This is a genomic window from Pedobacter sp. KBS0701 (genome assembly GCF_005938645.2).
In the GTDB taxonomy this organism is placed as follows: domain Bacteria; phylum Bacteroidota; class Bacteroidia; order Sphingobacteriales; family Sphingobacteriaceae; genus Pedobacter.
The window spans coordinates 1,556,272-1,578,813 of sequence record NZ_CP042171.1 but is presented as its reverse complement, the minus strand read 5'-3'; the positions used below and the strand labels follow the sequence as shown (position 1 = coordinate 1,578,813).

The window sequence follows — 22,542 nt, the reverse complement described above, 5'->3', positions numbered from 1 at the left end:
TTATGGTTTTTAAGCGGCAAGCTTGATGAGGGTTTCATATAATTAATATGTTGCTTTACATTAAAAGGTTAAATTGAAACCTGCTACAAAAGACCTGGCCACGGGATAGTTGGAATTAGAATAGCCTGAGGTCAATACGTTATCGCTGGTGGCATCAGGATTAAATCCCCGAAAATTAGTTACGGTGAGCAGGTTATTTCCGGTTACATATACACTTGCCCTGGATACTTTTAGTTGAGACAATAATTTTGAAGACAGGTTATAAGTAAGCTGAACATTACGCAAACGGATATAATCAGCCTTTTGGAAGAAAATATTCGAGGCATTGGTATTTAGCCTGTTGGCCGAGTAATTGGTATTGGGTTGCGCCAAAAAACCATTAGGGTTGTTAACAGGATGGTATCTGTTCTCGTAATAATAAGTATCGGCCATCGAGAAACCTTCTCCGGATTCCATATTGACTAATCCATTATCATAAATTTTCCTTCCCCATATTCCGTTGATGGAGAAATTCAGTTCAAAGCTTTTATAAGCCAGACTACTGTTGAAACCATAAGTAATTTTTGGTGCATAGGTACCAAAACCCATCCGGTCATCGGGCGTTATTTTTCCATCGCTGTTTACATCCTGCACAATATAATCGCCCAGCAGGGTTCCGGCAACGTGCGGACTGTTGTCTATCTGAATTTGGTTTTTGTACACACCGGTTACATTATAACCATAAAGCTCGGCAATTGGGCCACCCACTTTGGTTCTGAATGCGCTATTGGTACCAGTAACAATCTGGTTCTGTCCCGGCCCCAGCTCCAATACCTTATTTTTATTGGTGGCAATATTAGCACCAAAATTCCAGTTTAAGGGACCAAGTTTAATATTTGTACCAGCGAGTTCGAGTTCCAGGCCTTTATTGCTGGCCCTGCCTACATTTTGCAATGCGCTATCGTAACCCGATTGCGAGGGCACGGGAACCTGCAATAAAAGATCTGAAGTTACCATCGAATAATAATTGGCAGAAAGGTTCAAGACCTTGAAAAGCCCTAAGTCCATTCCAAAATTATAAGAGGTTTTAGTTTCCCAGGATAGTGTACTGTTTGCCGGATTAACTGCAGCAAAGCCTGGAAGAAGTGTTGATCCGCTTACATAACTTAGCGGATTTGCAAGGGCATAAGAGCTATAGTTACCAATCTGATTATTTCCGGCCTTGCCGTAAGTAGCCCTAAACTTTAATAAATCAATCCAGTTTACCTTTGGAAAAAAATCTTCCCTGCTTACGATCCATCCACCGGTTAACGATGGAAAATTACCCCATTTGGCATCCTGACCAAACCTTGAAGATCCATCTCTCCTGATGGCTGCCGAAAACAGGTATTTGTTTCCATAAGCATACTGTAATCTGGCCAGGTAAGAAAGCTGTGTCCAGATGTACCTTTGCGGAACCACAGAAAATGAAGATGCACCGGCGATGTTGTCAATATTATTATCAGGAATTCCGGTACCTGAAACCAGCGTACTGTTACCAGATTCTTTCTGAAAAGTGGTTCCAGCCAGCACATTGATATCGTGTTTTCCAAAGGTCTTCTCAAAAGTAAGGGTGTTCTCCCAAAGGTAATTGATCACTGAGCCATTTGTTTCGCTCGTCCGGGCTGGTTTTGGTGCTGCGGTACGGTATTCGCCCACATCAGATGGGGTAAAAAAGTCGATAAAACTATTACTGTAATCTCCACCTAAAAGTGATTTAAAGGTAAGCCCCGTAATTGGTTTAAAATTAAGGTAGGCATTACCAAAGGTGCGGAACAGGTTTTTATTGTATTTCGTTTTTTCCATTATTGCAACAGGATTTTCACCAAGGGCACCATCTTCCGGTGTATTCGCTGTAATCTGCTGGCTTATGGCCAAAGCGCCATCGTTGTTTCTGGAAGGGAAAAAAGGATACATGATCAGTGCGGCACCAATGGCATCGCTGCTCCTGCTCGCATCATTCTGGAAAAATTTCTGACGGTTGTAACTTGGGTTAATGCTCAAACCCATATCAAATGATTTAGAGAGTTTAGAATCAAACTTAAACGACATGCTGTAACGTTTCAGTCCGGTTTCTATCACGATCCCGTCCTGATCAAAATAATTGCCCGAGAAATAATATTTAGATCTATCATTTCCGCCTGAAACCGCAACATTATAACTGCTGATGGGGGCCGTTCGAAAAATCTCATCCAGCCAATCGGTATTGGTTAAACCTGGCTGGTAATTTAAATAGGGCTGAATGTAGTTTAACCTTAAATCTCTTTTATTCGCACCTTTCGAAACCCTGGTGGCATAATCATCGGTAATACTTCTGTTTGTTGGGTTTCTCGACACATAGCCCCAATCCCGTGCTTCCGTATTCAGCTGGGCGAACTGATAGCCGTCTACAAGATCAACTTTATCTGCACGCACCTGCGCACCGGTATAAAAGTCGAAAGAAACGGTGTTCTTATCTGAACGGCCATTTTTAGTGGTAATCAGGATCACCCCATTGGCAGCCCTTGAACCATAAATGGCTGCTGATGCCGGATCCTTTAAAATATCAATTGTTTCTATATCCTGTGGATTCACTGTATTGAGCGAACTTCCTTCAGAGAGCGGAAAACCATCTACCACGACCAAAGGACTTACGCCTGCCGTAAGCGTACCGATGCCGCGTATTACGATCTGTGGATCAGTACCTGGCTGCGCCGAAGCATCATTAATCACCACACCAGCTGCTTTACCGGCGAGTTGCTGGGCGAAGTTACTGCCAGCATATTTATTCAATTCCTCTGATTTTACCTGCGAAATTGCTCCGGTAATCCTGGTTTTACGCTGGCTGCCATAACCTACCACCACCACATCGTTCAATCCTGAAGAACTGGTTTCCATTCGGATGAGGATAGAGTTATTGATACCTGGATTGATTAGAAAGGCCGGTGATGTCTTCTTTTCGTAACCGACATAATTAAAAGAAAAATCGTACCTGTTTCCTATTTTAACATTGTTAAAAACAAATATTCCTTTTAAATCGGTAACGGTACTTTCTTGTTTTTTAGTTGTCTGATCCATCATCATTACCGATACCCCGGGAAGCGTAGCACCTTTTTCATCAACTACGGTTCCTTTAACGGAAGTATTCTGCTGTGCATAAACAGCATGGGTAATCATGGTCAGTAGCGCAAATGCGGCAAAACATTTGAATTTTCTGATTGTCTTTTTAAGTTTGTTTGTTTGCATGATATGATTAAAAATTAAGCAATAGCGTCCCTTTATCCCGTTTCGGGGACATTCATTTTGGTTTAAAACCAGGGTTTAAAAATTATTTTTGTTTGCTGATGGTGATGCTTTTGGCGGTAAGTTTATAGGTTAACCCGTTCATGTTACAGATAACAGGCAGTATTGTATTCAATTTTTCGGCAGCACCAATGCTACCGGTAAAGTATAATTTCTGCAGTTCGGTCTCTTCAACTCCCTCATAAACAAGATCAGTGTCATAGCGTTTCGACAAGCTGCTAAACACCTCACTTAAAGGCGTTTCATTAAACAAGAGTGCATCCTTTGTGGCTACCCTTAGTGTTTGTTGCTGCTTAACTGCTTTATCCGGATCTTTAAAATTGATCAGGCTATGCAACTTTAGTCTGGTATTAATGGATAACTGCTCGCCGGGAATTAAATAAACATCGCTCATTTTCATCCTGCTTTCTGAGCCAGCTTTAACAACTACCTTCCCTTCTATCAGCTTTACCGTGAGCCGATCTTTTTTATTGGTATTAATGGTAAATTCAGTACCCAGTGCAGTTGTGGTAAAACCATTTGCACTTACGATAAAAGGATGGTGCTTATCTTTGGCAACTTTGAAAGTAGCCTCACCCTTCATGCTGATATTTCTACTTCTGCTATCAAAAGGTTCATAATAACTCAGTGAACTCTGAGGCTGCAGGGTAACGCGTGAACCATCAGAAAGATTTATAATCATCTCACTTTTGCCAGAGTTGTATGGCTGCCTGAGTATTTCTTTTTTTATCTGTACATCGTTATCGGCCAATCCTTTCTTTTGTGGGGCATCATTACGATTGAAATATAGTGTTGAAATTAAAGCAACAACTAATAAAGCAGCAACCATTTTTATCCAATGGTAGATTGGGAATATTTTTGCACTATGTTTTACCTCCTGCTCATCCATACGGATATGGAGCCTGGCTAAAATATGCTCGAATCGCTTTTCGGTAATTTCTTTATTACCCTTTGACAGCTCCCGGTCATAGCCAGTTTTTAAATCAGATTTTAACCCATCTGAGTCTTTTTTTAAAGATTCCAGGAGTTTATGCTGCTCTTCTAAACTGATCTCGTTAGACCATAATTTATCTATGAGTTGATTTATTTCGTTCATCTGCCTGTAAATACGCAGAAGGGGGTGAAATGGGGGTGGCCAAAAATGTTATTAAAACATTAAGTTACCGTTAAGAAAACTACAGATGGACTAACATCACCAGGACCGATACGCTGATTATTCCACCGGTTGGATTTTTGGATAGCATATACTCCCTGATGAAGTATTTGGATTGTTTGAGGTAGTCTTTTACCGATTCAGTAGATAATCCCAGTAGCTGTGCAGTTTCTTTTTGCGATTTCCCTTCAAACCGGCATAACCTAAATACCCTTTGTTTTTGGGGCGAGAGTGCATTTATAGCCTCTTCAAGCATACTAAGTTCTGCCTCGATCAGGTATTGATCAGGAAATATTTCTTCGGCAACAGTTTGAAAAGGATCATAACTAGCTATATAGCTGATATTTTGTTTAATTTTCTTTCTGAGGTAAGATATTGATCTGTTGTAACTCACTACAAATAACCATGCAGATACCGGTTGTTCGGGATCTAGTTTAGCCTTATTTTCCCAAAGTACAAAAAATACATCCTGAAGAATATCCTCGGCGATGGAAGCATCCTTGATCAGTTTAAAAATATTGGCATATACAGCCTGATGGTACTCCTTGTAAATCTGATCGAAAACATCCCTATTGTGCAACGGATCGTTTTGAAATTGATGCTTTACCATGAAGAATTAGATTGACCAAAAATATTTATGCAAAAATAGGGTGTCCATGTTAACTATATATTAAGCTTTCTATTACGGAATGCTGCAGATGCAAGGCCAATCCTTAATATCATTAAGTTAAGAGTTTTTAACCACAGATGAGCACAGATAAACACGGATTTTCATATCTGTGTGCATCCTTCCTATCTGTGGTTAATTATTTTTTTTAAAAACACTATACATCTATCTGCTGTTATAAACCGTATATCAAGCCAAATAACAGCGCTATCAAGCAATGATTGAGGAAAAATCAAAAACAACGGACCTTGCAGCGCATATCCATGCCAAGCTGAACCATAGCAGGTTGGCATTGGCCACTCCCCCATTAATTGTTCTTGAAGAACTTTTCGAATGCCTTTTCTACACCTCGATGAGAACCGAAGAGGGCGAGTTGACCAAGGTGGCCGTAACGCTTATCGATCCTGCCAACCCTGATCCCAATCCGCCGCGAAAAATCGTTTCTGAAAGATGGAGCTGCGTGGAATTCGGCCATCACATTCCTCTCGACATCAGGTCTCTGACCAAGCTATCTAAGGCAGCCGACCCGTCTGGAACTTCGCTGGCAGTCTATTATGATCAGGATGGAAAACTCTTTATCTGGGGAATGATCGACCAGGCTATGCACTACCAGAGCTTTCTGAATTATGAATCCGAATCAGGGTCGGAACAACCCGGGCTGTTCCAGGTATTTATAGATGATATTGCCACGCTTAAGGTAATGTTCGATTACGAACTGCTGGCTACCCTAAAACAGAACGTACTGGTTACCCGTTACCTGGATGTATTCACCATTGGACCAGTATCCAAGATCATCAGAAAAAATGCCAGCGCAATCAGGGCCGAGATAAAGGCCTTTTTACTTGCCTCCCATCCGGGTGAAGATTTTGCAGACTGGGAAGGATTTGTAGACAGTATCTGGACCCAAACACTTTCCAGGCTGCTGCTAAAAATTCAAAACTATCATCATGGCGGAGCGGTGTTGATCTCAGAAGATAGTAGTGCCGTCGACATTAAATATGAGCTTAACTATAAAAGGTTGCTTCTTGCCATCATCGCTTACCTGAAGCAGACCATCAACAATTATGTTACGGAGCAAATGATCGACCAGCGGCTGGCTTCGGGCAAACAAACGGTAACCAGATCGCTCTATGAGCAGGAAACAATCGCCCTGCATGCAAAAACAGAAGTGGCAAACGAGATTAAGGGTTCGGTGAGTTTCATCGCCTCCCAGAGCTGCGTAGACGGTGTAGTGCTATTTGGACAGGACATGATAGCACGGGGTTTTGGTGGGGTAATCAGATCGAAAAAGATGCCAGGAAAGATCTATATATCCTCTACTGCCACCGCAACCCCTAAGTCATTGATCGCCATAGATCCGAAACATTTTGGTACCCGGCACCGCTCAATGATCGCTCATTGCTGGTTGCACACCGGCAGCCTGGGTATTGTTATTTCCCAGGATGGGGATATCCGTGTATTTTCCAGAATCGAGGACAGGCTGATCATGTGGGAAAACATCAAAACCCAGCAGTACCAAAAGAGTGGAAAGCTCAAGGCAACCAGAAACTGATTCTAAAGAAAAAACTAAAGCTAAATTTACCACGATTTGAACAATACACCAAACCTTCCCGATACCGAACAGCAAAGATTACAGGCGCTAGATTCTTACCAAATTATGGACAGCCTGCCTGAAGAGGATTTTGATGAACTGACCAAAATGGCTTCTCAGATCTGTGGAACGCCCATTGCGCTGATTACCCTGGTAGACAGCTCGCGCCAGTGGTTTAAAAGTAAGCTGGGCATTGATGTTCAGCAGACCCCCAGAGAACATGCATTCTGCGCATATACCATTACTGATCCATCAGGAATACTAATGGTTAGCAATGCAAGGGAAGATCAGCGATTTGCCGAGAACCCGCTCGTTACGGGTGATCCCAATATTGCGTTCTATGCAGGGATCTCACTGCAAACCTCAGAAGGGATGCAACTCGGTTCGCTGTGCGTGATAGATACTATTCCAAGAACACTGGATGAGCAGCAGCTTTGGTCGCTGAAGGTACTGGGTAAACAGGTAATTGCCCAGATGGAATTAAGAAAGAAACTACTGCTGCTCAGCGAGGCGAACAGGCGTCTTGCTGAGACCAATCAATTTATGCAGCAGTTTGCCACAGCTGCAGCCCACGACATCAAAAACCCATTAACTACCATTTCTATGAGTACGGAGCTTTTGACTCGTCACTTAAACCATAGCGGTGACCATAAAGGGCACAAGCTGGCATTAACCAGCCTAAATAGTGCAAAAACCCTTGCGAAACTGATTAACGACATGCTCGACTATTCCATCAGACCAGAAATTCTGACGGCACAACACGAATCCATTGAACTTGGTAGCTTTCTACGCAGAACGGTATCTATGCTCAGCATTCCAGAAAATGTACAGATCAGCTACCCGGAAGCAAAGATTGAGATCAACACTTCAGCAATCGCGCTCCATCAGATCATGATCAACCTATTAACCAACTCGGTGCGGTATAACGACAAACAGACTTGCCTGATCCAAATAGATTGTGTAATTAAAGACGACCTGGTCAACATTACCGTTTGCGATAACGGGATGGGTATCAGAAAAGAAGAGCTGGAACGTATCTTTCAAAGGAACGTTACCCTAAACACTTCTGACCGCTTCGCCCAAAGCGGAACCGGAATTGGCCTTGCGACGGTAAAACTTTTGGTTGAGAAACTTGGCGGACAAATCAGCGTCCAGTCTACCCCTGGCACAGGCAGCGCCTTTACTTTTACCATCAGCTCAAAAAAAACCAGCATTAAGAACAATTCGAAAATCGTTTTGCAATAAAAAAGAGGTAATGAAGGCTCAGTAAAGGTGGCTATATCTTTATAAAAATCTCTTTACTGAACTTAAAAATATTACAACAATTTGAGATTGACGCTTAGAAAATAACTGTATAAAGAATTGAAAGATTAGCCGATTATACACACACGTAAAAGACTAAATATCAGTATATTAATAAATTAATGTGGCAGCCTGCCTCTAAGTAGTCCATATACCCAGGTACCAGCAATAGCACTTACAAGCGTAACAGAGATTACCGTTGCACCCGTTCCAATTTGCGCAAAAAGCGGCCCCGGACAGGCTCCTGTAATGGCCCAACCAAAGCCGAATAGCAAGCCGCCAAATATCTGACCTTTATTGAAAGTCTTCGGATGAAATTCGATACTTTCTCGGTAAATGGTTTTAATATCGAATTTTTTGATTAACCAAATAGAAGTCATCCCTACCACTATCGCACTGCCTATAATGCCATACATTTGGAATGACTGCAGACGAAACATTTCCTGGATACGGAACCAGCTTACCACTTCTGATTTCACGAAGACAATGCCGAACAGTACGCCTACAACCAGGTATTTAATGTTATGGTACCATTTGTGTGTTAATTGACTTTCGTTTACGCACACCGCATCTAAAGAGCGGGTTTCAAAATCTGTGTTTGTATGTTGTTTCATGATGATTGTTTAGAGGAATAAAATGTGGGGCAAAATTAAATTGGCCATAATGAATCCGCCAATCATAAAACAAATGGTGGCTACTAATGATGGCCATTGTAAATTAGACAAACCCATAATGGCATGCCCGCTGGTACAGCCACCAGCATACCGGGTGCCAAAACCGACTAAAAACCCACCAACTACCATTAGCAAAAAGCCTTTTAACGTGAGTAACGCCGGCCAATTCATAATGTCCTGTGGTATTAGGTTATCGTAATTGGTAATGCCATAACCGGCTAACTCCGCGGCTAACTTTGGGTTAACTTCAACAGGCTTTGGATTGGAGAGAAGTCCTGTTGCGATGGCACCACCCATTAAAATCCCAAATACAAAGAACAAATTCCATGCTTCTTTCTTCCAATCGTATTTAAAAAAAGGGATGTTTGCAGGCAGGCAGGCTGCACAGATGTGTCTCAAAGAAGAGCTGATGCCAAACGACTTGTTGCCGAGGATCAACAGTGCTGGTACGGTTAATCCAATTAGCGGACCGGCTACATACCAAGGCCATGGCTGCTTTAAAAACTCTAATATATTCATATCATCTACTTAATTGCTTCAGTCAATTTTAAGTTATCTATTGTTTCGAACAACGATGAAAAAATTCCATAAATGTATTAAATCATCGCCTGATATTAATCACGAAACAGGTAGTTTAATGGATTTTCTCAGAATAGTTTACATTTTATTGTGATGTTTATTTTGACGCAAAAGAATAATCATCGGAAAGAGCTACTTGCTTCGTTTCAGACGGAACAGCTGACAGGCAGTGAAGGCGTAGAAAACCACCAGGCATACCCAGTTACTAATTTTATTATTCAGGTGATTTAACAATAAATTCTAAATTCATTTGATCCTTGGTTAAAATCAAAAACAGACTTAACTATTTGATCACCATCAATTAACATTTGATAACTACCATTGGATGAATATTCAGTTCAGCATTTAAATCAAATCACATCCAATGAAAAAAGCCACTTCTTACAAAGCAATTGCATTTCTAATTTCTTTATTTGTTTTTTCAGGTTGCCATAAAGATAACCTGTCCAAAAGCATTACTGTAAAATCTACGACAAAAGATGTACCCAATTATTATTTTAACTGGGAAACCGCTTCAACAATGCCGGTCGCGGGATCATCTCCGATAGTTTCTCTTCCATGGCAGAGCCAATCTGGTAATTACATCGACCCGTCATTGGTCAGTGACTATAAAAGTAATGATGGATGGGAGCTGGTTTATAACACGTTTAATCCTAATGTCATTGCAACAGCTGCAAGTCAACCGGCTGGCGGATTATATTTTGCCCTTTATAACCGCTATCGCGGCATAATAAGGTATTATCTTTATATACCTACAGGACTGTTTGGAAACAGTTCTAGCATCGAACATGGTTTAAGCACTTACTCAGATAATAGCACATCGTCTAAAATGTTGAATTTTGATGGGGTTGACATTGTTGATCCTAATATAAGCACACCATCGTTTGTAAAAACAAATAATCAGGGTGTAGCTGTAGGCGGAGGCTGGTATTCTATGCAGTATGAAATAGGCTATGATCCTGCATTTGCAGATACTACTTATCCGCATTTAGGATTTACGTGGAATTCAAAGACAGTAAACATTTCTCAAATAGCATTGAACGGAACCAATGTCGGTACCTTAAACGGTAATATTACTCAACCCTCAAGCGGCTTTGATTTGGCAGGCACATTGATCAACGGTATTGTCGGAGCGGCAGAAATTTACGGAACCGTTGCAACAGCTGGAGCAGCATCGGGAACATTTTTGTCAGGTTTAGGTGGCGCGGCAGCCGGCGGTTTAGCCGGTAACGTAACGGGCTTTCTAAGCGGTATCTTCGGTGGAAATAGTAACAACTCGCAGGAAGTAGATTTGAAAATGAATTCTACCATATCACTAAACGGAACATTATCAGGAAGCCAGCCATTAGTTCCTAATAGCCTGGTGTTTCCAGGTCAAACTGTTGCAAATACAATAGGTGCTCCGGTTCCATTAATTGGTCATCCGCTTGGCGTATTTAACTTGAGTGCAAGACCTACTGTAAACGTCCACACAACCAGACAATCGGTTTTGGTAAATGAAGGTGGTCAAAATATCCCTTACAACCAATACTCCATACAGTATACCGTTAACTCGTCAATTTTTAATAGCTTAGTTCAACAAAACACATCTGTTATTAATTCAAGTGCAACAGGCGCCAGCATTCAGAATTTAACCTGTCAGGTGGTGATGATAAACCCAAATACAGGTTATAACTTTAATGCTAATGCTACACATGAAAACATTGGCTCACTTTCCGTTTATACTGGATCGTCAGTTACTTTACAATATTTGGCGGAGCATAGTTTACCCGTTAATAATACGCAGGTCGCCGTAAGGGTTTCCTTTAATGTAGTGCCAAATAATGGCGCTCCATCTTCGCTGATCGTGAAGAGTTTTGTTGCCAACTTGGTCAACAATTAACTAAAAATTATAGATCTTGATTTTTGAGTTTCATGAGTTCAAAAGGCTATTTTTTTATTTTTGTCATACCTAAAACTAGGATAGACCAGTTTTATTTCAAAATGGAATAATCGATTAGATCCATGATGTGTACAATTAAGTTATTCTAGAATCTGGCTAATGAGGCTATCCAAAGGTATTACTGTTGTATTATTAATATCATTTTCTCTTACTTCAAAAGCCCAGCAATTGTTGGGCTTTGAAGCAGGAGTCAGCCGTAACTTTCTAAAAACGAATGACCTCAGTAAAGTTTCAACACGTGTTGATGCCCAAAATGGTTACTATTTTGCGTCAAGAATTCAATTTAGATTAGGTCATATAATAGCTATTGAAACAATGCCAGGCCTTATTGAAAAGAATTACAGCGTTAGTCGAACAGACTCACTTGCGGGCATTTATACACATCATAGCAATAAGTATTTACAGATTCCATTAACCTTGCATGCGGTTACCGGAAAAAGATTGAAGTATTTTTTTGACGCTGGTATCTTTGGTGATTATTGGGTAAACAGCAAAATTGAGGGTACCGTGCCGGATATATTCTCAGTAAACAGCGCTAAAAATCAGCATGGTCAAGAATTTAACTTAGTTCCCTACAGTCAGAGCTATAGGTTTGATAAGCAAAAAGATCAACGATTCGATTTTGGTTATGTAGGCGGTTTAGGGCTACAATTCAACTTCTTTCAACAGTTGGATGGGTTTATTGCAGGCAGATATTTTTACGCAATTTCTAACCGGCAAAAAAATAATCCAGCTTATAATATGACCAGTTATAACCAAACCACATCGGTCTCTTTAGGGATTACCTATAATTTAGTCAAAAGAAAATGATAAGGAATCGTATAATCAGGTTGGTTTTAATTTTATCTCTGTTATTTGCCGAGTCAAGCTGCAAGAAAGAGATGGATGTCTCAACCCCGAAAAATAATCTTCAAAGTTTTGACGCGATTTTTAAAAGCTATTGGACACAAATGAGTACAAATTATGTTTACTGGGATATTGATACGACCAATTGGGATAATGTGTACAAAAAATATCAGCCCTTATTTTCCAACCTAAAAACCAACAATAATAATGATTTAAATACAGCCTTTAGCTACTTTGAGTCAATCACTCAAGGCTTAACAGATGGTCATTATACCATAAACTTCAATTTAATGGGGCTATCGGGCCGCTATATTTATCCTGCTGCTACCAGAAAAATAGCGGCAAAGCAGTTTCATACACCATACAATTACATTGCAATAGATACGGTTTACTTGGATAAAGGCTTTAAATCAGGTTATTTCATAACCAGCGATAACAAAAGATTGCAGGTAACCAGCGGCTTAATTAATAATCAAATCCTGTACTTTAATTGTAATTTATTTTCGCTGAAAGAAGCTTTTACATCCAAGGAAAAGAACACCGCTGCCGAAACACTATCCTATTTTTTTAATCGTTTGAAGTTAAAAAAATCACTTTTAACGGCTGTTATTGTTGATATTAGGAATAATCCGGGAGGAAACATTGAGGATTTAAATTTCTTTGTTGGTCATTTCATTGACAAACGATTGAATTTCGGCTATACACGATATAAAAATGGCGGAGGAAGAAAAAACTATACACCGTGGATTAGTGCTGCCATTAATCCTGACCAGGATGGCGAATCACTTGCTATGCCAATTATTGTCCTTACCGATCATTTCACGGTCTCATTAGCAGAAGCTGCGGCAATGGCGCTTCGCTGTCTACCCAATGTCAGCATAATTGGGGAACAAACCTGGGGAGCTACCGGACCGATCACAAATTATGGCGTTTACAATGCCGGACCATTCGAAATATATGGTATCTTATCTGTTTATACATCATCTGCAGCATTTAAATACATAGATGGAAAGATGTATGAAGGCATTGGTTTTCCACCAGACCTTCAGGTTACCACAGATCCTGGTAATTTCATTAATGGACACGATGACATACTTGATAAGGCGCTTCAAACAGTTAGATAGTTAAGTTAATCTTCGTCATTGATATATCCTAAAATGATGGGAGGAGAAACAAAGCTTATTTTGAAGGCTGAAGAAAATGTAACGATCATTAACGGATTAGGTGGAAATGGAATGACCCTTTCCTTTGGTCTCTGCGAGGAATATTGCTTCAATATTTGATTAGGAAAATTTTAAAAAGCTGGAATTGGAAATGAAAAATACAGCAGTCATTTACAGCACAAGATTAGCATTCGCGTGCAAACTGAAAGTTATCCATTGATTAAATCGAGGGCTAAAAATTCGGAAGTATCTGAGTTCTCGAATTAAAACTCATAGTAAAGATTTTTTGATTCGCTTATACAATTTGATCTGGGCCATAAAGATGTTGTTTCACTATAAATCATGATTTTAATAATAACTCTTAAATTAGGATGAGTACTAAAGACTTAACGAATGGGATCAATGCACTTTAATTTTTTAACTCGTTCGAAGTCACTTAAATTGCGAGTATAGATTTCGAGGTTATGTATTAAAGCAGTAGCAGCAATAAGACTATTCACCAAGTTTAAGATTGTACTTTTTCCGAATTTCAATAGCCTTATCAAATATGTCTTGATCAGGAAGAATGATTGCGACATATTCAAAAATATCATTAAAGTACTTTTATTCCTCTTTCTTTAACGCATGATAACCGAGCACTTCAACGCGAGATATTTCTGATACTATACAGGATCCATCAATAATTAAATCCCTTAAGTATTCGTACTCATTTGAATACGAATAAATAATTAAATTACTGTCTAAAAGAAAAGCCATACCTATGAAAAGGCAATTCACGGTCAGAACGTTGATGTTGTTGCCATTCAGCTGCATTGCCAAAAGACGAAGATGTTGTAGCTTTAAAATTAAGGATACGGTTCTTAAGAAGAACCTTAGCTGAATTATCAAAATCAATGTTTTTCTTCTCAATAATCACATTTAACTTCTTAGCTAAAGCAATAATCTTCGCAACACTTTCTTCGTTATTTGATTTTAAAATGAGTTCTATGCTGAAATATTATGATGAGATACACACACAAATACTAAAAATAAAGTTTTCAGCATATAAATGTATTTGTAGAAATTGAGTTAGAATTTCCTTTAAGACAATCAGTATAACAGCAAAAAAATATTATTTTAAACTTTTTTACTACCTGTTGGTCTATTTTGTATGATAGAAACACAAGAGACATTCAATTTCACTACAATACCACTGGTTAGCGGCATCTTACTGCTGGTTTTCGGCACCTTCATTTTCCTATTTGCGCTATGGCGCAGAAACGAACGGAGAAAAGTGACAGGGATCAGCAGATTTACCTGCCCTGACAGGATGGTTAACACCAAAAATACGGAAAAAATCCTCCGGGTTTTGGCTATTTTGCTCCTAATATCCGGATTTATCTTAATCACCTCTGAAGCACTGAGGACTGAAAACAAGGCAGTAAATCAGGTAACCACAGGCTAAAGGATTGGCAATTTTAGCTCAACGACTCCCTATGTCTGGATGTACCTAAAGGCATATTAACGTCATAAAATTACGCATATAGTCATCATTTAACTACAGGTTTTGATTTATGGGCATAAAAAGCTATATTATCATTCATCCGAAATTAACCGCTCCAGTTAACATCATTTTTTCATTAAAACTTTTCAAATTTGGCATTAAAAAAAGCAGGATTTTACAGGGGGCCACGCTTGCCCTTCAAAAAAAAAGAAGCAGAACACAAGATTAATAATTTTATCACCTCACCGGAGGTACGCTTAACCGGAGATAATATTGAGACCAATATCTATCCGCTGGCTGAAGCACTCAAATTGGCTGAAGAACTGGATTTAGATCTGGTTGAAATTTCCCCGAACGCCACGCCGCCAGTTTGCCGTATCATCGACTACAGCAAATTCCTTTACGAACAGAAAAAAAAGCAGAAGGAAATTAAAAGCAAGGCGAAACAGACCATCATCAAGGACATCCGTTTCGGGCCTAATACCGATGAGCATGACTTTCAGTTCAAGCTCAAACACGCCGTTTCCTTTTTAGAAAGCGGAGAAAAAGTGCGTGCCTTTGTGCATTTCAAAGGAAGATCGATTGTTTATAAAGACCAGGGAGAAATACTGCTGCTGAAATTTGCGCAAGGCCTCGAAGAGGTAGGCAAGGTAGAGTTATTCCCAAAACTTGAAGGCAAGCGGATGTTTCTGACCTTAGCGCCAAGAGCAGGAAAAAGATAAACCTGGCCGCAATTTAACAAATTAACGTTCTCATCCATTACCTGGTTAATTACTGAAGTTCATAGAACACGATCACTGTTTAAGTGTCGTGGAACACAATAGTTGTCCATGATCAACTTCCAAAATATATCCGTTTAGCTTAACTGCAGACTTTTAGTGGGATAAATCCATACCCTGTTCAGGCACATATTTATCATATTCTATCTGTTTTGCAACTGCTTGCGCCGCTTCTTTACCGCTAAGTTTCGAAACCAGGTGTAAGGCTCCATCGATACCGGCCGATATCCCTGCTGTGGTGATCACCCTGCCATTGTCAACATAACGGACATTGGAAAGCACTTTAGCCTTTGGTACGGCCTTTTGAAGATTTATTATGCTTTTATGAAAAGTGGTAACGGTAAGCTGATCAAGCAGTCCAGCTTTGCCAAGAATAAACGCCCCGGTGCAGACAGAAAAATAGCTTTTGGTTGTGCTATCCCTGGATTTGATCCAGGAGATAACTTCAGGATCATCTGTTGCTATCTCGTCAGAACCGCCAAATACTGCAAAAATATCAGCCTGCGGAGCGTCTTTAATACTGTAATCCGGAGTGATTTTCAAAATCCCCTGTGACAATACAGGAGCTTTCGTTTTTGCGACGGTGATAATTTTGAACCCCGCATAGGAAAACACTTCCATCGGTCCGGCAAAGTCCAGAACCTCTACCCCATCATATAAGTAAAAGCAGACCGTTACTTTTTTTTGATCATTTAAAACCTGTTCGTTTTTCGTTATTAATTTCATCCCACAATGCGCACATATCCCGGGTTGTTGGTAAGTATGCGTGTCACAAGGACAGTTACAAGGAGGACACACATAGGTATTCGCATAGACCTGCGAAAATGCCAGGCAGGGTATAAAAAAGAGCAGGTGTAACAGCTGTTTCATAAATGTATCATTTGAATCCAAAATTAATAGGATACAGCCGATAAATCCGGACAGACATGGTCACGATCCGGCCATTCTATTTATGACTAATTATTAACACTTCGAGCCCTAACCAACTTCCGCATCTGAGACGTACTATTATAACCACATTGACATGCTACCCAGGCTATCTTATGCCCGGTTTTGAGCAGATGTTTGGCCTTTTCCTGTCTCACTGATTGGATATATTGTCCGATGGTTATTCCCGTGGCAATTTTGAACAAACGTGTAAGGTTGCGTGGGCTAATAAAAACCAGTTCAGCCAGTTCGCCAATTGTTATTTTTTGATGCAGATTTTTGATAATAAAATCCTGTACCTGATGGATATGATGATCAATATGCTGCCTGTTTTGCAAATAAACACTGTCTTGTGAGTCCATTCCATCTCTGCGCAGGTAAACCACCATATCTTTTGCTACAGTGTGTGTAAAAGCTGCTCCGTGCTGCTCTTCGACGAGGTAAAGTGCGAGATCAATACCTGTGGCAATTCCGGCGCTGGTAAAGATCCTGTCACTTTGTACAAATAGTTTATTCTCTATTACCTTAATCTGTGGATATTGTTGTTGCAAAGCTTTCGTCCACGACCAATGTGTGGTGCAATTCTTCCCATTTAAAAGTCCGGTAGCAGCAAGCGCGAAGGCGGCCGTACAAATTGAACAAATTGTTGCACCAGTTGCAGCGGCAGACCGCAGCCAGGGCATCCACAGCTGGTCATCTGCCCTGTTCCATTTTTGAATTTCCATTCCTGCAACGATTACAATATCATTCCTGTTTACTGTTACTGAACTGAGCGGCTCAACATTAGTAAAGCCAAGACCAGAGGAGGCTACAGGATGCTCATACGGCGAGACATAATGTAAATCGTAATTTTTTCCGCAGCATCCGGATTCATAAAAAACGGTGACAGCACCAGCCAGATCTAAAAGATGAACATTATTGAATATGAAAAATATAACGCGGTTAGGCTTCATTTTCCAAAGTTAGTGTTTTAGTATAAACGTATAATGGGCATTCCATCGATAGCGGCCAATAGGCTCAGTCCAAATGATGCGCTGTACTGTTATGTATCCGAAAGACCTGTTAAAATTATTTGTAAAATACAAGCTCCCGATTTAAGATGCTAACAGGTACTCAGCAATCTCCGTAAATCGCTGCAACATTGATACATAAAAAGAGAAAAAGTGGCGTTAAGACAAAAAACATCGATAGATAAGACGATTTTAAAAAAGCACTGTGCAAAAAGAGCGCAAACAAAAAGCATTTCCCGAAGTTATAAGCACTAAAAATCAAAATATGTCAGATAACAAAAAAGTAACCGATATTCAAAAATTCATTGAAAAATTCGAGCCATCAAAATTCAAAATGCTTTCTCGGGGAATTGAAGTACGCGGGATTAAGGACCTGAACAGAAGCATCAGTTTCGCGAAGGAAGTAATTGAAAAATTAAAGCTAAAACTTGTCATATCCCACAGTGCTGAAATGGCGATGTATGGCAGCTTTGAAGTGAACTATTTACAGCATTAAGTAGTTAAAATTCAAATACAGTAAATGGAATTTTACAGAAACAAAAAAAAATCAGCGCAGCTTATCTTTATCTGCGCAGGCATCCTGATTGCACTTGTGGCGGTATTTTTATACAGTATCGGATTATTCACCGGTAATATCGCCACTAAACTTGCGGGGGTGTCGGCCGCTTTAGGAATCATCCTTTTGATTGTCATCATCAGGATGCTGATCTCCCTAAATCGTTTAGCTCCCCTACTCATACTTAGTAATGAAGGAATATACTCAGAAGTTACCGCAGTGAGTAAAGCCGCAGGTCTGATATCATGGAAAGACATCCTCGACATCTCCATTACGAAAGCCGGATGGGATACCCTGGTGGTACTAAGTATAGGCAAGGCAGCGCATTATATGCCCATCATTCAAAAAAAACTATCTGCCATGGTAGTCAGTGGCATACAGGATCCTGCCGGGAACCTGCAGATCTCTCTGACCGCATCAGAACTGGATATGAACGCAAATGAACTTTTGATAGTAATCCAGGACTATCGCAAACACTTAGAGGGAAGCGATAACGACCAACATGACCAATTCAAATAAGGGCTGAAGTAAACCACTCATACAACATCTTCACGACCTGTTGATGTAACTATATCCTACAGATGCCTGCCCGGGATTGCATTAAATAACTTTTGACGACGGAAGCATTTGCCCGAAAAGTTGTAGAGGAAGGAATCGAACCTTCGGCATGCTACCGGCCAGCGCTCTACACGATCATTTCTTTTTGATCGCCGCAAAAGTAGTAAGTCAGCTTACATTTCAAAGTGCAAACCAAAAGTTTAACAGTTTAGTAATATGGGGCTACTCCTGAAGCTTTGCGGATCTGTTCAACTTAAACAAACGGTAAATGGCATAAACACCTGGTATCATGGGTAATATTGCTGTCCACATACCTGGAAAATAATATTTTCCGGTTGTGCCGAGGTAATAATTGCGCATATTGACAATTAGTTTTCCATGAATAGGCGCTGTAAGTGCATCCAATGTTGTTGCGTTTAGTTGTGGCCTGATCAGCGGAAAAATAAAATGGGTAAACTCTGCTACTCCCGGGCCTATAAAAATAAACCAGGCAACAAAACCTGCAATCGGAATTCTGTAATACAAACCAAGGGCAGTAAGGGTGTAAATTGTTGGTCCAATCAGCGCAAAAACCATCAAGAAACTTTTTTCACTCCATGGAATGCCAAAAAGCCTGCTCATTGCGGGAGCAAAACCCGTGAGGTACTCTTCTATGATGTGGATCTGAAGACCAGCAACCGTGAGCAGAAAAAGTGGTAAAATGATTTTTGGTTCGACGGGATTTTTAAGATAAGTGGCACACCAGCATACTAAACCAATCAGTGCAGATCCACCCACAATAATAACAGGCGGCAATCCGATGGAAAGATATCCCACTATTGGTGCAACCAGGGTAAAAATAATCGCGATTACCAGGCTTAACTTTTGCGGTACAGAGAATTGTGTTTTCATCACCTTTAAATTTATATTCAAACCTAGTACATCTGTGACGGTGAAAATTTATCAAATGATAAAAAATTACATTCCAGCCCTGATCCTGCTTAAAGAAACCTGGGTAATGCCCAGGTAACTGGCCAGATCGCGAAGGCTCACCCTCTGTAGGAGGCCTGGATTTTCCTTTACAAAATTTTCGTACCGCGCTGATGCCTGTTCTTCCAATATTTCACCGATCCTGGCCATCATATTAACCGAAGCCATGGCAGCCAGTTTCCCAAAAAAAGTTTCCATGTGGTGAAAACGGGTACGGAGTTTATCCATTTCTGTTCGTGATATCTGCGTAATCACTGTATCTTCCAAAGCCACAACTTCATAAGAAGAGGGTTTCTGCGAGAGGTAACTATCCAAAACGGTAAACATCTCGCCTTCGGCAAAAAAACGCATAACAAAAGTGCGGTCTTTACTTTCAAAGCCTGTTTTAACCAGTCCGCTGTTAATATAATATAGGTACCTGCAGGTGTTTCCCTGCACCAATATAGCCTGTCCTTTTTTAAAACGAAGGATTTCTAATTGCCTGGAAAGCATTGCGGCTGCATCTTCTTCCAAGGCACAAAGATTGTTCACAAAGCCGATAAAATCTCGGCCGGATTGATACTTTTCTATCTCCATATTAACGATTTAGCCTGCAACACATCTTTTTACCTCCGGTATAAATCTATGAGATAAATTACAGATAACCTGGCCTGAATGTTTTGGGATCAATGTAAAACTGTGTTTGACTTTGATCTTCAAAATACCGGTGTGATGTTAATACAACATGAAATAAAGTTCACTCAATGAATTGCTTATGACAGCATTTCTGGTAAGTGCCGAAGTGATATTTTAAGCTCGCTTTAGGAGGCATTTGAAACCGGCCCACCGGTCATCGAGTCAATTTCGCTATAGGGACGAAAGGCGGCAGCAAGTTTGCCTATCTCACGCTCCGGGATCAATCCTGGATCTTTGAACTGTATGTTTATTATATCTGTTGGGATCTCCATCATTCCCTTATCGGTTTTGAGCAGTACATAATCATCAAAAGGCAGTGCAGATCGGAATTCTCCAATCTCAGGTCTAAAAATGGTCAATCTGATCAGCAGCTCGTAGTAAAGAAAAAGAGGAAATTTCATTGATACAAAATTACCTAATGATAAATTTAATGTTAAATTATCATTATAACAAGATAAAAAAGATACTTAACAATGAATTAACCTGCCTGTAATTTAACACTAACTAAATATCCCAGATAAAAACAGGTTAAATAGTATCCAATGCTTAATATTCCCTTCTCAAATCATTTATAACTGAACGCGAAATTACCATGAGTATTTAATATTGAGTTAATATGTGTATCGTTTCTGAATTTTAATTTTGACGCGATAATTTTATGGGCGAAAACAATACTGCCGGTTTTAATAATAATAAGAAGAAGTTTGACGAAAAATCTTTCGAAGATCTTTACCGCCGCATGTACCCCACGCTGAAAAAGTACGCCATTTACCTGGTAAAGGATATAGAAGATGCGCAGCTTATTTTAAATGATGTATTCATATCCATCTGGAAAAATGAAACTATCCTTTCTAACGAAAAAGCCTATCTATTCCGTGCCATAAAAAATGCTGCTACAAATTATTATAAAGCGCCAAAAGCAAACCTTCTGCGTATTGATAACGAAGAAGAAGCCCCGGAAATTATCGATCGGAAAGAAACGCCTTCACAGGCTTTCCAGAATAAAGACCGGAACCGTGTACTTTATGCACTGATTGATCAGATGCCGGAAAGGCGACGGCTTATTTTCTATATGTATCGGATTGATGGCTTTAGTTATAAAGAAATTGCAGCTTTACTCGATATATCGGTGAGGACCGTAGAAGACCACCTGGTAAAAGGCTTTCAGTTTCTTCAGCAAAAAGTATTGCAAAACAGCGCTGAATTCAGGTAAAACACGGCGTTAATAATTTATTAACGCAAACTTAACAGGTTTCGACCCGTAGTTGCTCCTGCATTTCTTGTCTCTGTAGATACAAAAGCATGGGAATGGATCAGGAAACCTGGAAATTAGTACTCAAATATTTGGCTGTAAAGGAAGATTTGCCCAGCAGCAAAGCTGAAATTGCATTGCTGGAAAAAAGGCTCAGGGATTGGGTAGGTAAAGATGGTGATCGTGAGGAGCAGTTAGAAGAGGTGTTATTGTTATGGCAGGACACGGCGCAACTACCGGATGACGGATTGTGGAAGGAAAGTTTTGCCAGTATCAAAGAACAAATCCATCCGGCTCCGGTCAGAAAATTGAAAAAATTAAAATGGTGGCCAGCGGCAACTGCTGCAGCAATTATTGGAGCACTGATCTTTTTTATTGCTAAAGATAAAAGGCCATTGACTATTAACCAAAATCAGGTTGTGTGGACAACCAAAACTGCAGCGCCCGGTAAAATCATTAATGTGCTGCTTCCGGATAGTTCCGAGATCTGGTTAAACTCAGGAAGTAGCATCAGCTTTCCGCAAAACCTGAAACGTGCCGGCATCAGAACAGTTAAACTCAATGGCGAGGCTTTTTTTAAAGTAAAAAGAGATCCTGCTCATCCTTTTGTAGTAAAAAGCCAGAATATCCAAACCAGGGTACTTGGAACCAGTTTTAACATCCGGGCATGGAAAAATTACAGGCCAGAAGTAACCGTACTCACCGGAAAGGTAGCAGTTTCGAGAGATTCAGCAGGCACACAATCAGCAGCTGTCCACCTTCTTCCAAATCAAAAAGTAATTTACAATACGAAATTGGCACTCCTGGTACGCGAAGATGTGGAAGATGCCAAAACATCAACTGACTGGCGGATCGGAAAAATGTATTTCAACAAAACGCCGATGGAAGATGTATTCCAGACCATATCACGCAAATATGCCCTTAAGGTAGTTTCAGACAGCTCGTTTGATAACTGTGAACTGACAGCAAAATTTGATAATGTAAGCATAAGAGAGGTGTTGCGCACACTGGAGCTTACATTTGACATCCATTATACCATAAACAAACAGATTATTTATATAAAAGGAGGTAAATGTAACTAAACAACGAGTAAAAGATAGCTGCAGCATGTTGGCG

The 22,542-nt window shown here is 40.1% G+C and carries 20 protein-coding genes; 10 read left to right on the top strand and 10 right to left on the bottom strand.

The window, feature by feature from the left end; genetic code table 11:
* Positions 1-60 precede the first annotated feature (60 nt).
* From FFJ24_RS06215 to FFJ24_RS06205, 3 genes are all read right to left on the bottom strand, one after another.
* The gene (locus FFJ24_RS06215) at positions 61-3,243 is read right to left on the bottom strand and encodes a TonB-dependent receptor (RefSeq protein ID WP_138823547.1); all 3,183 of its coding nucleotides are present in this window, start codon (positions 3,241-3,243) and stop codon (positions 61-63) included.
* 82 nt (positions 3,244-3,325) lie between these two features.
* Complete coding sequence (locus FFJ24_RS06210) at positions 3,326-4,396, bottom strand: FecR family protein (protein WP_138823545.1); 1,071 nt, start codon at positions 4,394-4,396, stop codon at positions 3,326-3,328.
* A 79-nt stretch (positions 4,397-4,475) separates the two neighbouring features.
* Entirely contained in the window at positions 4,476-5,063 is a 588-nt protein-coding gene (locus FFJ24_RS06205; RefSeq protein WP_138823543.1) for a sigma-70 family RNA polymerase sigma factor, read from the bottom strand.
* Positions 5,064-5,337: 274 nt separating this feature from the next.
* On the opposite strand from FFJ24_RS06205, the gene FFJ24_RS06200 reads away from it, so the two are divergent.
* Positions 5,338-6,672 (top strand): putative sensor domain DACNV-containing protein, encoded by a 1,335-nt coding sequence (locus FFJ24_RS06200; protein WP_138823541.1) that lies wholly within the window; start codon positions 5,338-5,340, stop codon positions 6,670-6,672.
* 36 nt (positions 6,673-6,708) lie between these two features.
* On the top strand, positions 6,709-7,956 hold the full coding sequence (locus FFJ24_RS06195) for a HAMP domain-containing sensor histidine kinase (RefSeq protein WP_138823539.1): 1,248 nt from the start codon (positions 6,709-6,711) through the stop codon (positions 7,954-7,956).
* Between the two features lie 176 nt (positions 7,957-8,132).
* Here FFJ24_RS06195 and FFJ24_RS06190 read toward each other — a convergent pair whose 3' ends face one another.
* Together FFJ24_RS06190 and FFJ24_RS06185 are read right to left on the bottom strand one after the other, a co-directional pair.
* Entirely contained in the window at positions 8,133-8,627 is a 495-nt protein-coding gene (locus FFJ24_RS06190; protein ID WP_138823537.1) for a DUF6691 family protein, read from the bottom strand.
* 9 nt (positions 8,628-8,636) lie between these two features.
* On the bottom strand, positions 8,637-9,206 hold the full coding sequence (locus tag FFJ24_RS06185; protein ID WP_246862754.1) for a YeeE/YedE family protein: 570 nt from the start codon (positions 9,204-9,206) through the stop codon (positions 8,637-8,639).
* A gap of 424 nt (positions 9,207-9,630) precedes the next feature.
* On the opposite strand from FFJ24_RS06185, the gene FFJ24_RS06180 reads away from it, so the two are divergent.
* The 4 genes from FFJ24_RS06180 to infC all read left to right on the top strand — a co-directional run bounded on the left by FFJ24_RS06180 (position 9,631) and on the right by infC (position 15,422).
* On the top strand, positions 9,631-11,148 hold the full coding sequence (locus FFJ24_RS06180) for a hypothetical protein (protein ID WP_138823535.1): 1,518 nt from the start codon (positions 9,631-9,633) through the stop codon (positions 11,146-11,148).
* A 159-nt stretch (positions 11,149-11,307) separates the two neighbouring features.
* Entirely contained in the window at positions 11,308-12,018 is a 711-nt protein-coding gene (locus tag FFJ24_RS06175; protein WP_138823533.1) for an outer membrane beta-barrel protein, read from the top strand.
* On the top strand, positions 12,015-13,178 hold the full coding sequence (locus FFJ24_RS06170; RefSeq protein ID WP_138823531.1) for a S41 family peptidase: 1,164 nt from the start codon (positions 12,015-12,017) through the stop codon (positions 13,176-13,178). Before FFJ24_RS06175 ends, FFJ24_RS06170 begins: the two co-directional genes overlap by 4 nt.
* Positions 13,179-14,852: 1,674 nt before the next feature.
* Positions 14,853-15,422 carry a translation initiation factor IF-3 gene (gene infC, locus FFJ24_RS06165; RefSeq protein ID WP_138823529.1) on the top strand — a complete coding sequence of 190 codons (570 nt, stop codon included), beginning with the start codon at positions 14,853-14,855 and terminating at the stop codon, positions 15,420-15,422.
* Between the two features lie 153 nt (positions 15,423-15,575).
* On the opposite strand, the gene FFJ24_RS06160 is transcribed toward infC, so the two are convergent.
* Positions 15,576-16,349: a DJ-1/PfpI family protein gene (locus FFJ24_RS06160; protein ID WP_138823527.1), complete on the bottom strand. Its 774-nt coding sequence runs from the start codon at positions 16,347-16,349 to the stop codon at positions 15,576-15,578.
* An 86-nt stretch (positions 16,350-16,435) separates the two neighbouring features.
* Positions 16,436-17,359, bottom strand: coding sequence for a GlxA family transcriptional regulator (locus FFJ24_RS06155; RefSeq protein ID WP_138823525.1), 924 nt, complete (start codon positions 17,357-17,359; stop codon positions 16,436-16,438).
* A gap of 322 nt (positions 17,360-17,681) precedes the next feature.
* On the opposite strand from FFJ24_RS06155, the gene FFJ24_RS06150 reads away from it, so the two are divergent.
* Positions 17,682-17,912 carry a hypothetical protein gene (locus tag FFJ24_RS06150; RefSeq protein ID WP_132402219.1) on the top strand — a complete coding sequence of 77 codons (231 nt, stop codon included), beginning with the start codon at positions 17,682-17,684 and terminating at the stop codon, positions 17,910-17,912.
* Positions 17,913-17,936: 24 nt separating this feature from the next.
* The gene (locus FFJ24_RS06145) at positions 17,937-18,491 is read left to right on the top strand and encodes an STM3941 family protein (protein WP_138823523.1); all 555 of its coding nucleotides are present in this window, start codon (positions 17,937-17,939) and stop codon (positions 18,489-18,491) included.
* Positions 18,492-18,752: 261 nt separating this feature from the next.
* On the opposite strand, the gene FFJ24_RS06140 is transcribed toward FFJ24_RS06145, so the two are convergent.
* The 3 genes from FFJ24_RS06140 to FFJ24_RS06130 all read right to left on the bottom strand — a co-directional run bounded on the left by FFJ24_RS06140 (position 18,753) and on the right by FFJ24_RS06130 (position 20,575).
* A complete protein-coding gene (locus tag FFJ24_RS06140) occupies positions 18,753-19,421 on the bottom strand; it encodes a hypothetical protein (protein ID WP_138823521.1) in 669 nt (222 codons plus the stop codon).
* Between the two features lie 66 nt (positions 19,422-19,487).
* Entirely contained in the window at positions 19,488-20,075 is a 588-nt protein-coding gene (locus tag FFJ24_RS06135; protein ID WP_138823519.1) for a Crp/Fnr family transcriptional regulator, read from the bottom strand.
* Positions 20,076-20,299: 224 nt separating this feature from the next.
* Entirely contained in the window at positions 20,300-20,575 is a 276-nt protein-coding gene (locus tag FFJ24_RS06130) for a hypothetical protein (protein ID WP_138823517.1), read from the bottom strand.
* 257 nt (positions 20,576-20,832) lie between these two features.
* Here FFJ24_RS06130 and FFJ24_RS06125 point away from each other — a divergent pair, with 257 nt between their 5' ends.
* Complete coding sequence (locus FFJ24_RS06125; protein ID WP_138823515.1) at positions 20,833-21,387, top strand: RNA polymerase sigma-70 factor; 555 nt, start codon at positions 20,833-20,835, stop codon at positions 21,385-21,387.
* A 95-nt stretch (positions 21,388-21,482) separates the two neighbouring features.
* Complete coding sequence (locus FFJ24_RS06120) at positions 21,483-22,508, top strand: FecR family protein (RefSeq protein WP_168202399.1); 1,026 nt, start codon at positions 21,483-21,485, stop codon at positions 22,506-22,508.
* Positions 22,509-22,542: the final 34 nt, after the last annotated feature.

Coding starts and splice junctions, on each gene's coding strand:
- FFJ24_RS06170 (WP_138823531.1), top strand. CDS start 12,015: ATGATAAGGAATCGTATAATCAGGTTGGTTTTAATTTTATCTCTGTTA.
- FFJ24_RS06130 (WP_138823517.1), bottom strand. CDS start 20,575: ATGAAATTTCCTCTTTTTCTTTACTACGAGCTGCTGATCAGATTGACC.
- FFJ24_RS06150 (WP_132402219.1), top strand. CDS start 17,682: ATGTCAGATAACAAAAAAGTAACCGATATTCAAAAATTCATTGAAAAA.
- FFJ24_RS06140 (WP_138823521.1), bottom strand. CDS start 19,421: ATGAAAACACAATTCTCTGTACCGCAAAAGTTAAGCCTGGTAATCGCG.
- FFJ24_RS06125 (WP_138823515.1), top strand. CDS start 20,833: ATGGGCGAAAACAATACTGCCGGTTTTAATAATAATAAGAAGAAGTTT.
- FFJ24_RS06190 (WP_138823537.1), bottom strand. CDS start 8,627: ATGAAACAACATACAAACACAGATTTTGAAACCCGCTCTTTAGATGCG.
- FFJ24_RS06205 (WP_138823543.1), bottom strand. CDS start 5,063: ATGGTAAAGCATCAATTTCAAAACGATCCGTTGCACAATAGGGATGTT.
- FFJ24_RS06180 (WP_138823535.1), top strand. CDS start 9,631: ATGAAAAAAGCCACTTCTTACAAAGCAATTGCATTTCTAATTTCTTTA.
- FFJ24_RS06145 (WP_138823523.1), top strand. CDS start 17,937: ATGGAATTTTACAGAAACAAAAAAAAATCAGCGCAGCTTATCTTTATC.
- FFJ24_RS06210 (WP_138823545.1), bottom strand. CDS start 4,396: ATGAACGAAATAAATCAACTCATAGATAAATTATGGTCTAACGAGATC.
- FFJ24_RS06135 (WP_138823519.1), bottom strand. CDS start 20,075: ATGGAGATAGAAAAGTATCAATCCGGCCGAGATTTTATCGGCTTTGTG.
- FFJ24_RS06175 (WP_138823533.1), top strand. CDS start 11,308: ATGAGGCTATCCAAAGGTATTACTGTTGTATTATTAATATCATTTTCT.
- FFJ24_RS06215 (WP_138823547.1), bottom strand. CDS start 3,243: ATGCAAACAAACAAACTTAAAAAGACAATCAGAAAATTCAAATGTTTT.
- FFJ24_RS06120 (WP_168202399.1), top strand. CDS start 21,483: ATGGATCAGGAAACCTGGAAATTAGTACTCAAATATTTGGCTGTAAAG.
- FFJ24_RS06200 (WP_138823541.1), top strand. CDS start 5,338: ATGATTGAGGAAAAATCAAAAACAACGGACCTTGCAGCGCATATCCAT.
- FFJ24_RS06160 (WP_138823527.1), bottom strand. CDS start 16,349: ATGAAACAGCTGTTACACCTGCTCTTTTTTATACCCTGCCTGGCATTT.
- FFJ24_RS06185 (WP_246862754.1), bottom strand. CDS start 9,206: ATGAATATATTAGAGTTTTTAAAGCAGCCATGGCCTTGGTATGTAGCC.
- FFJ24_RS06155 (WP_138823525.1), bottom strand. CDS start 17,359: ATGAAGCCTAACCGCGTTATATTTTTCATATTCAATAATGTTCATCTT.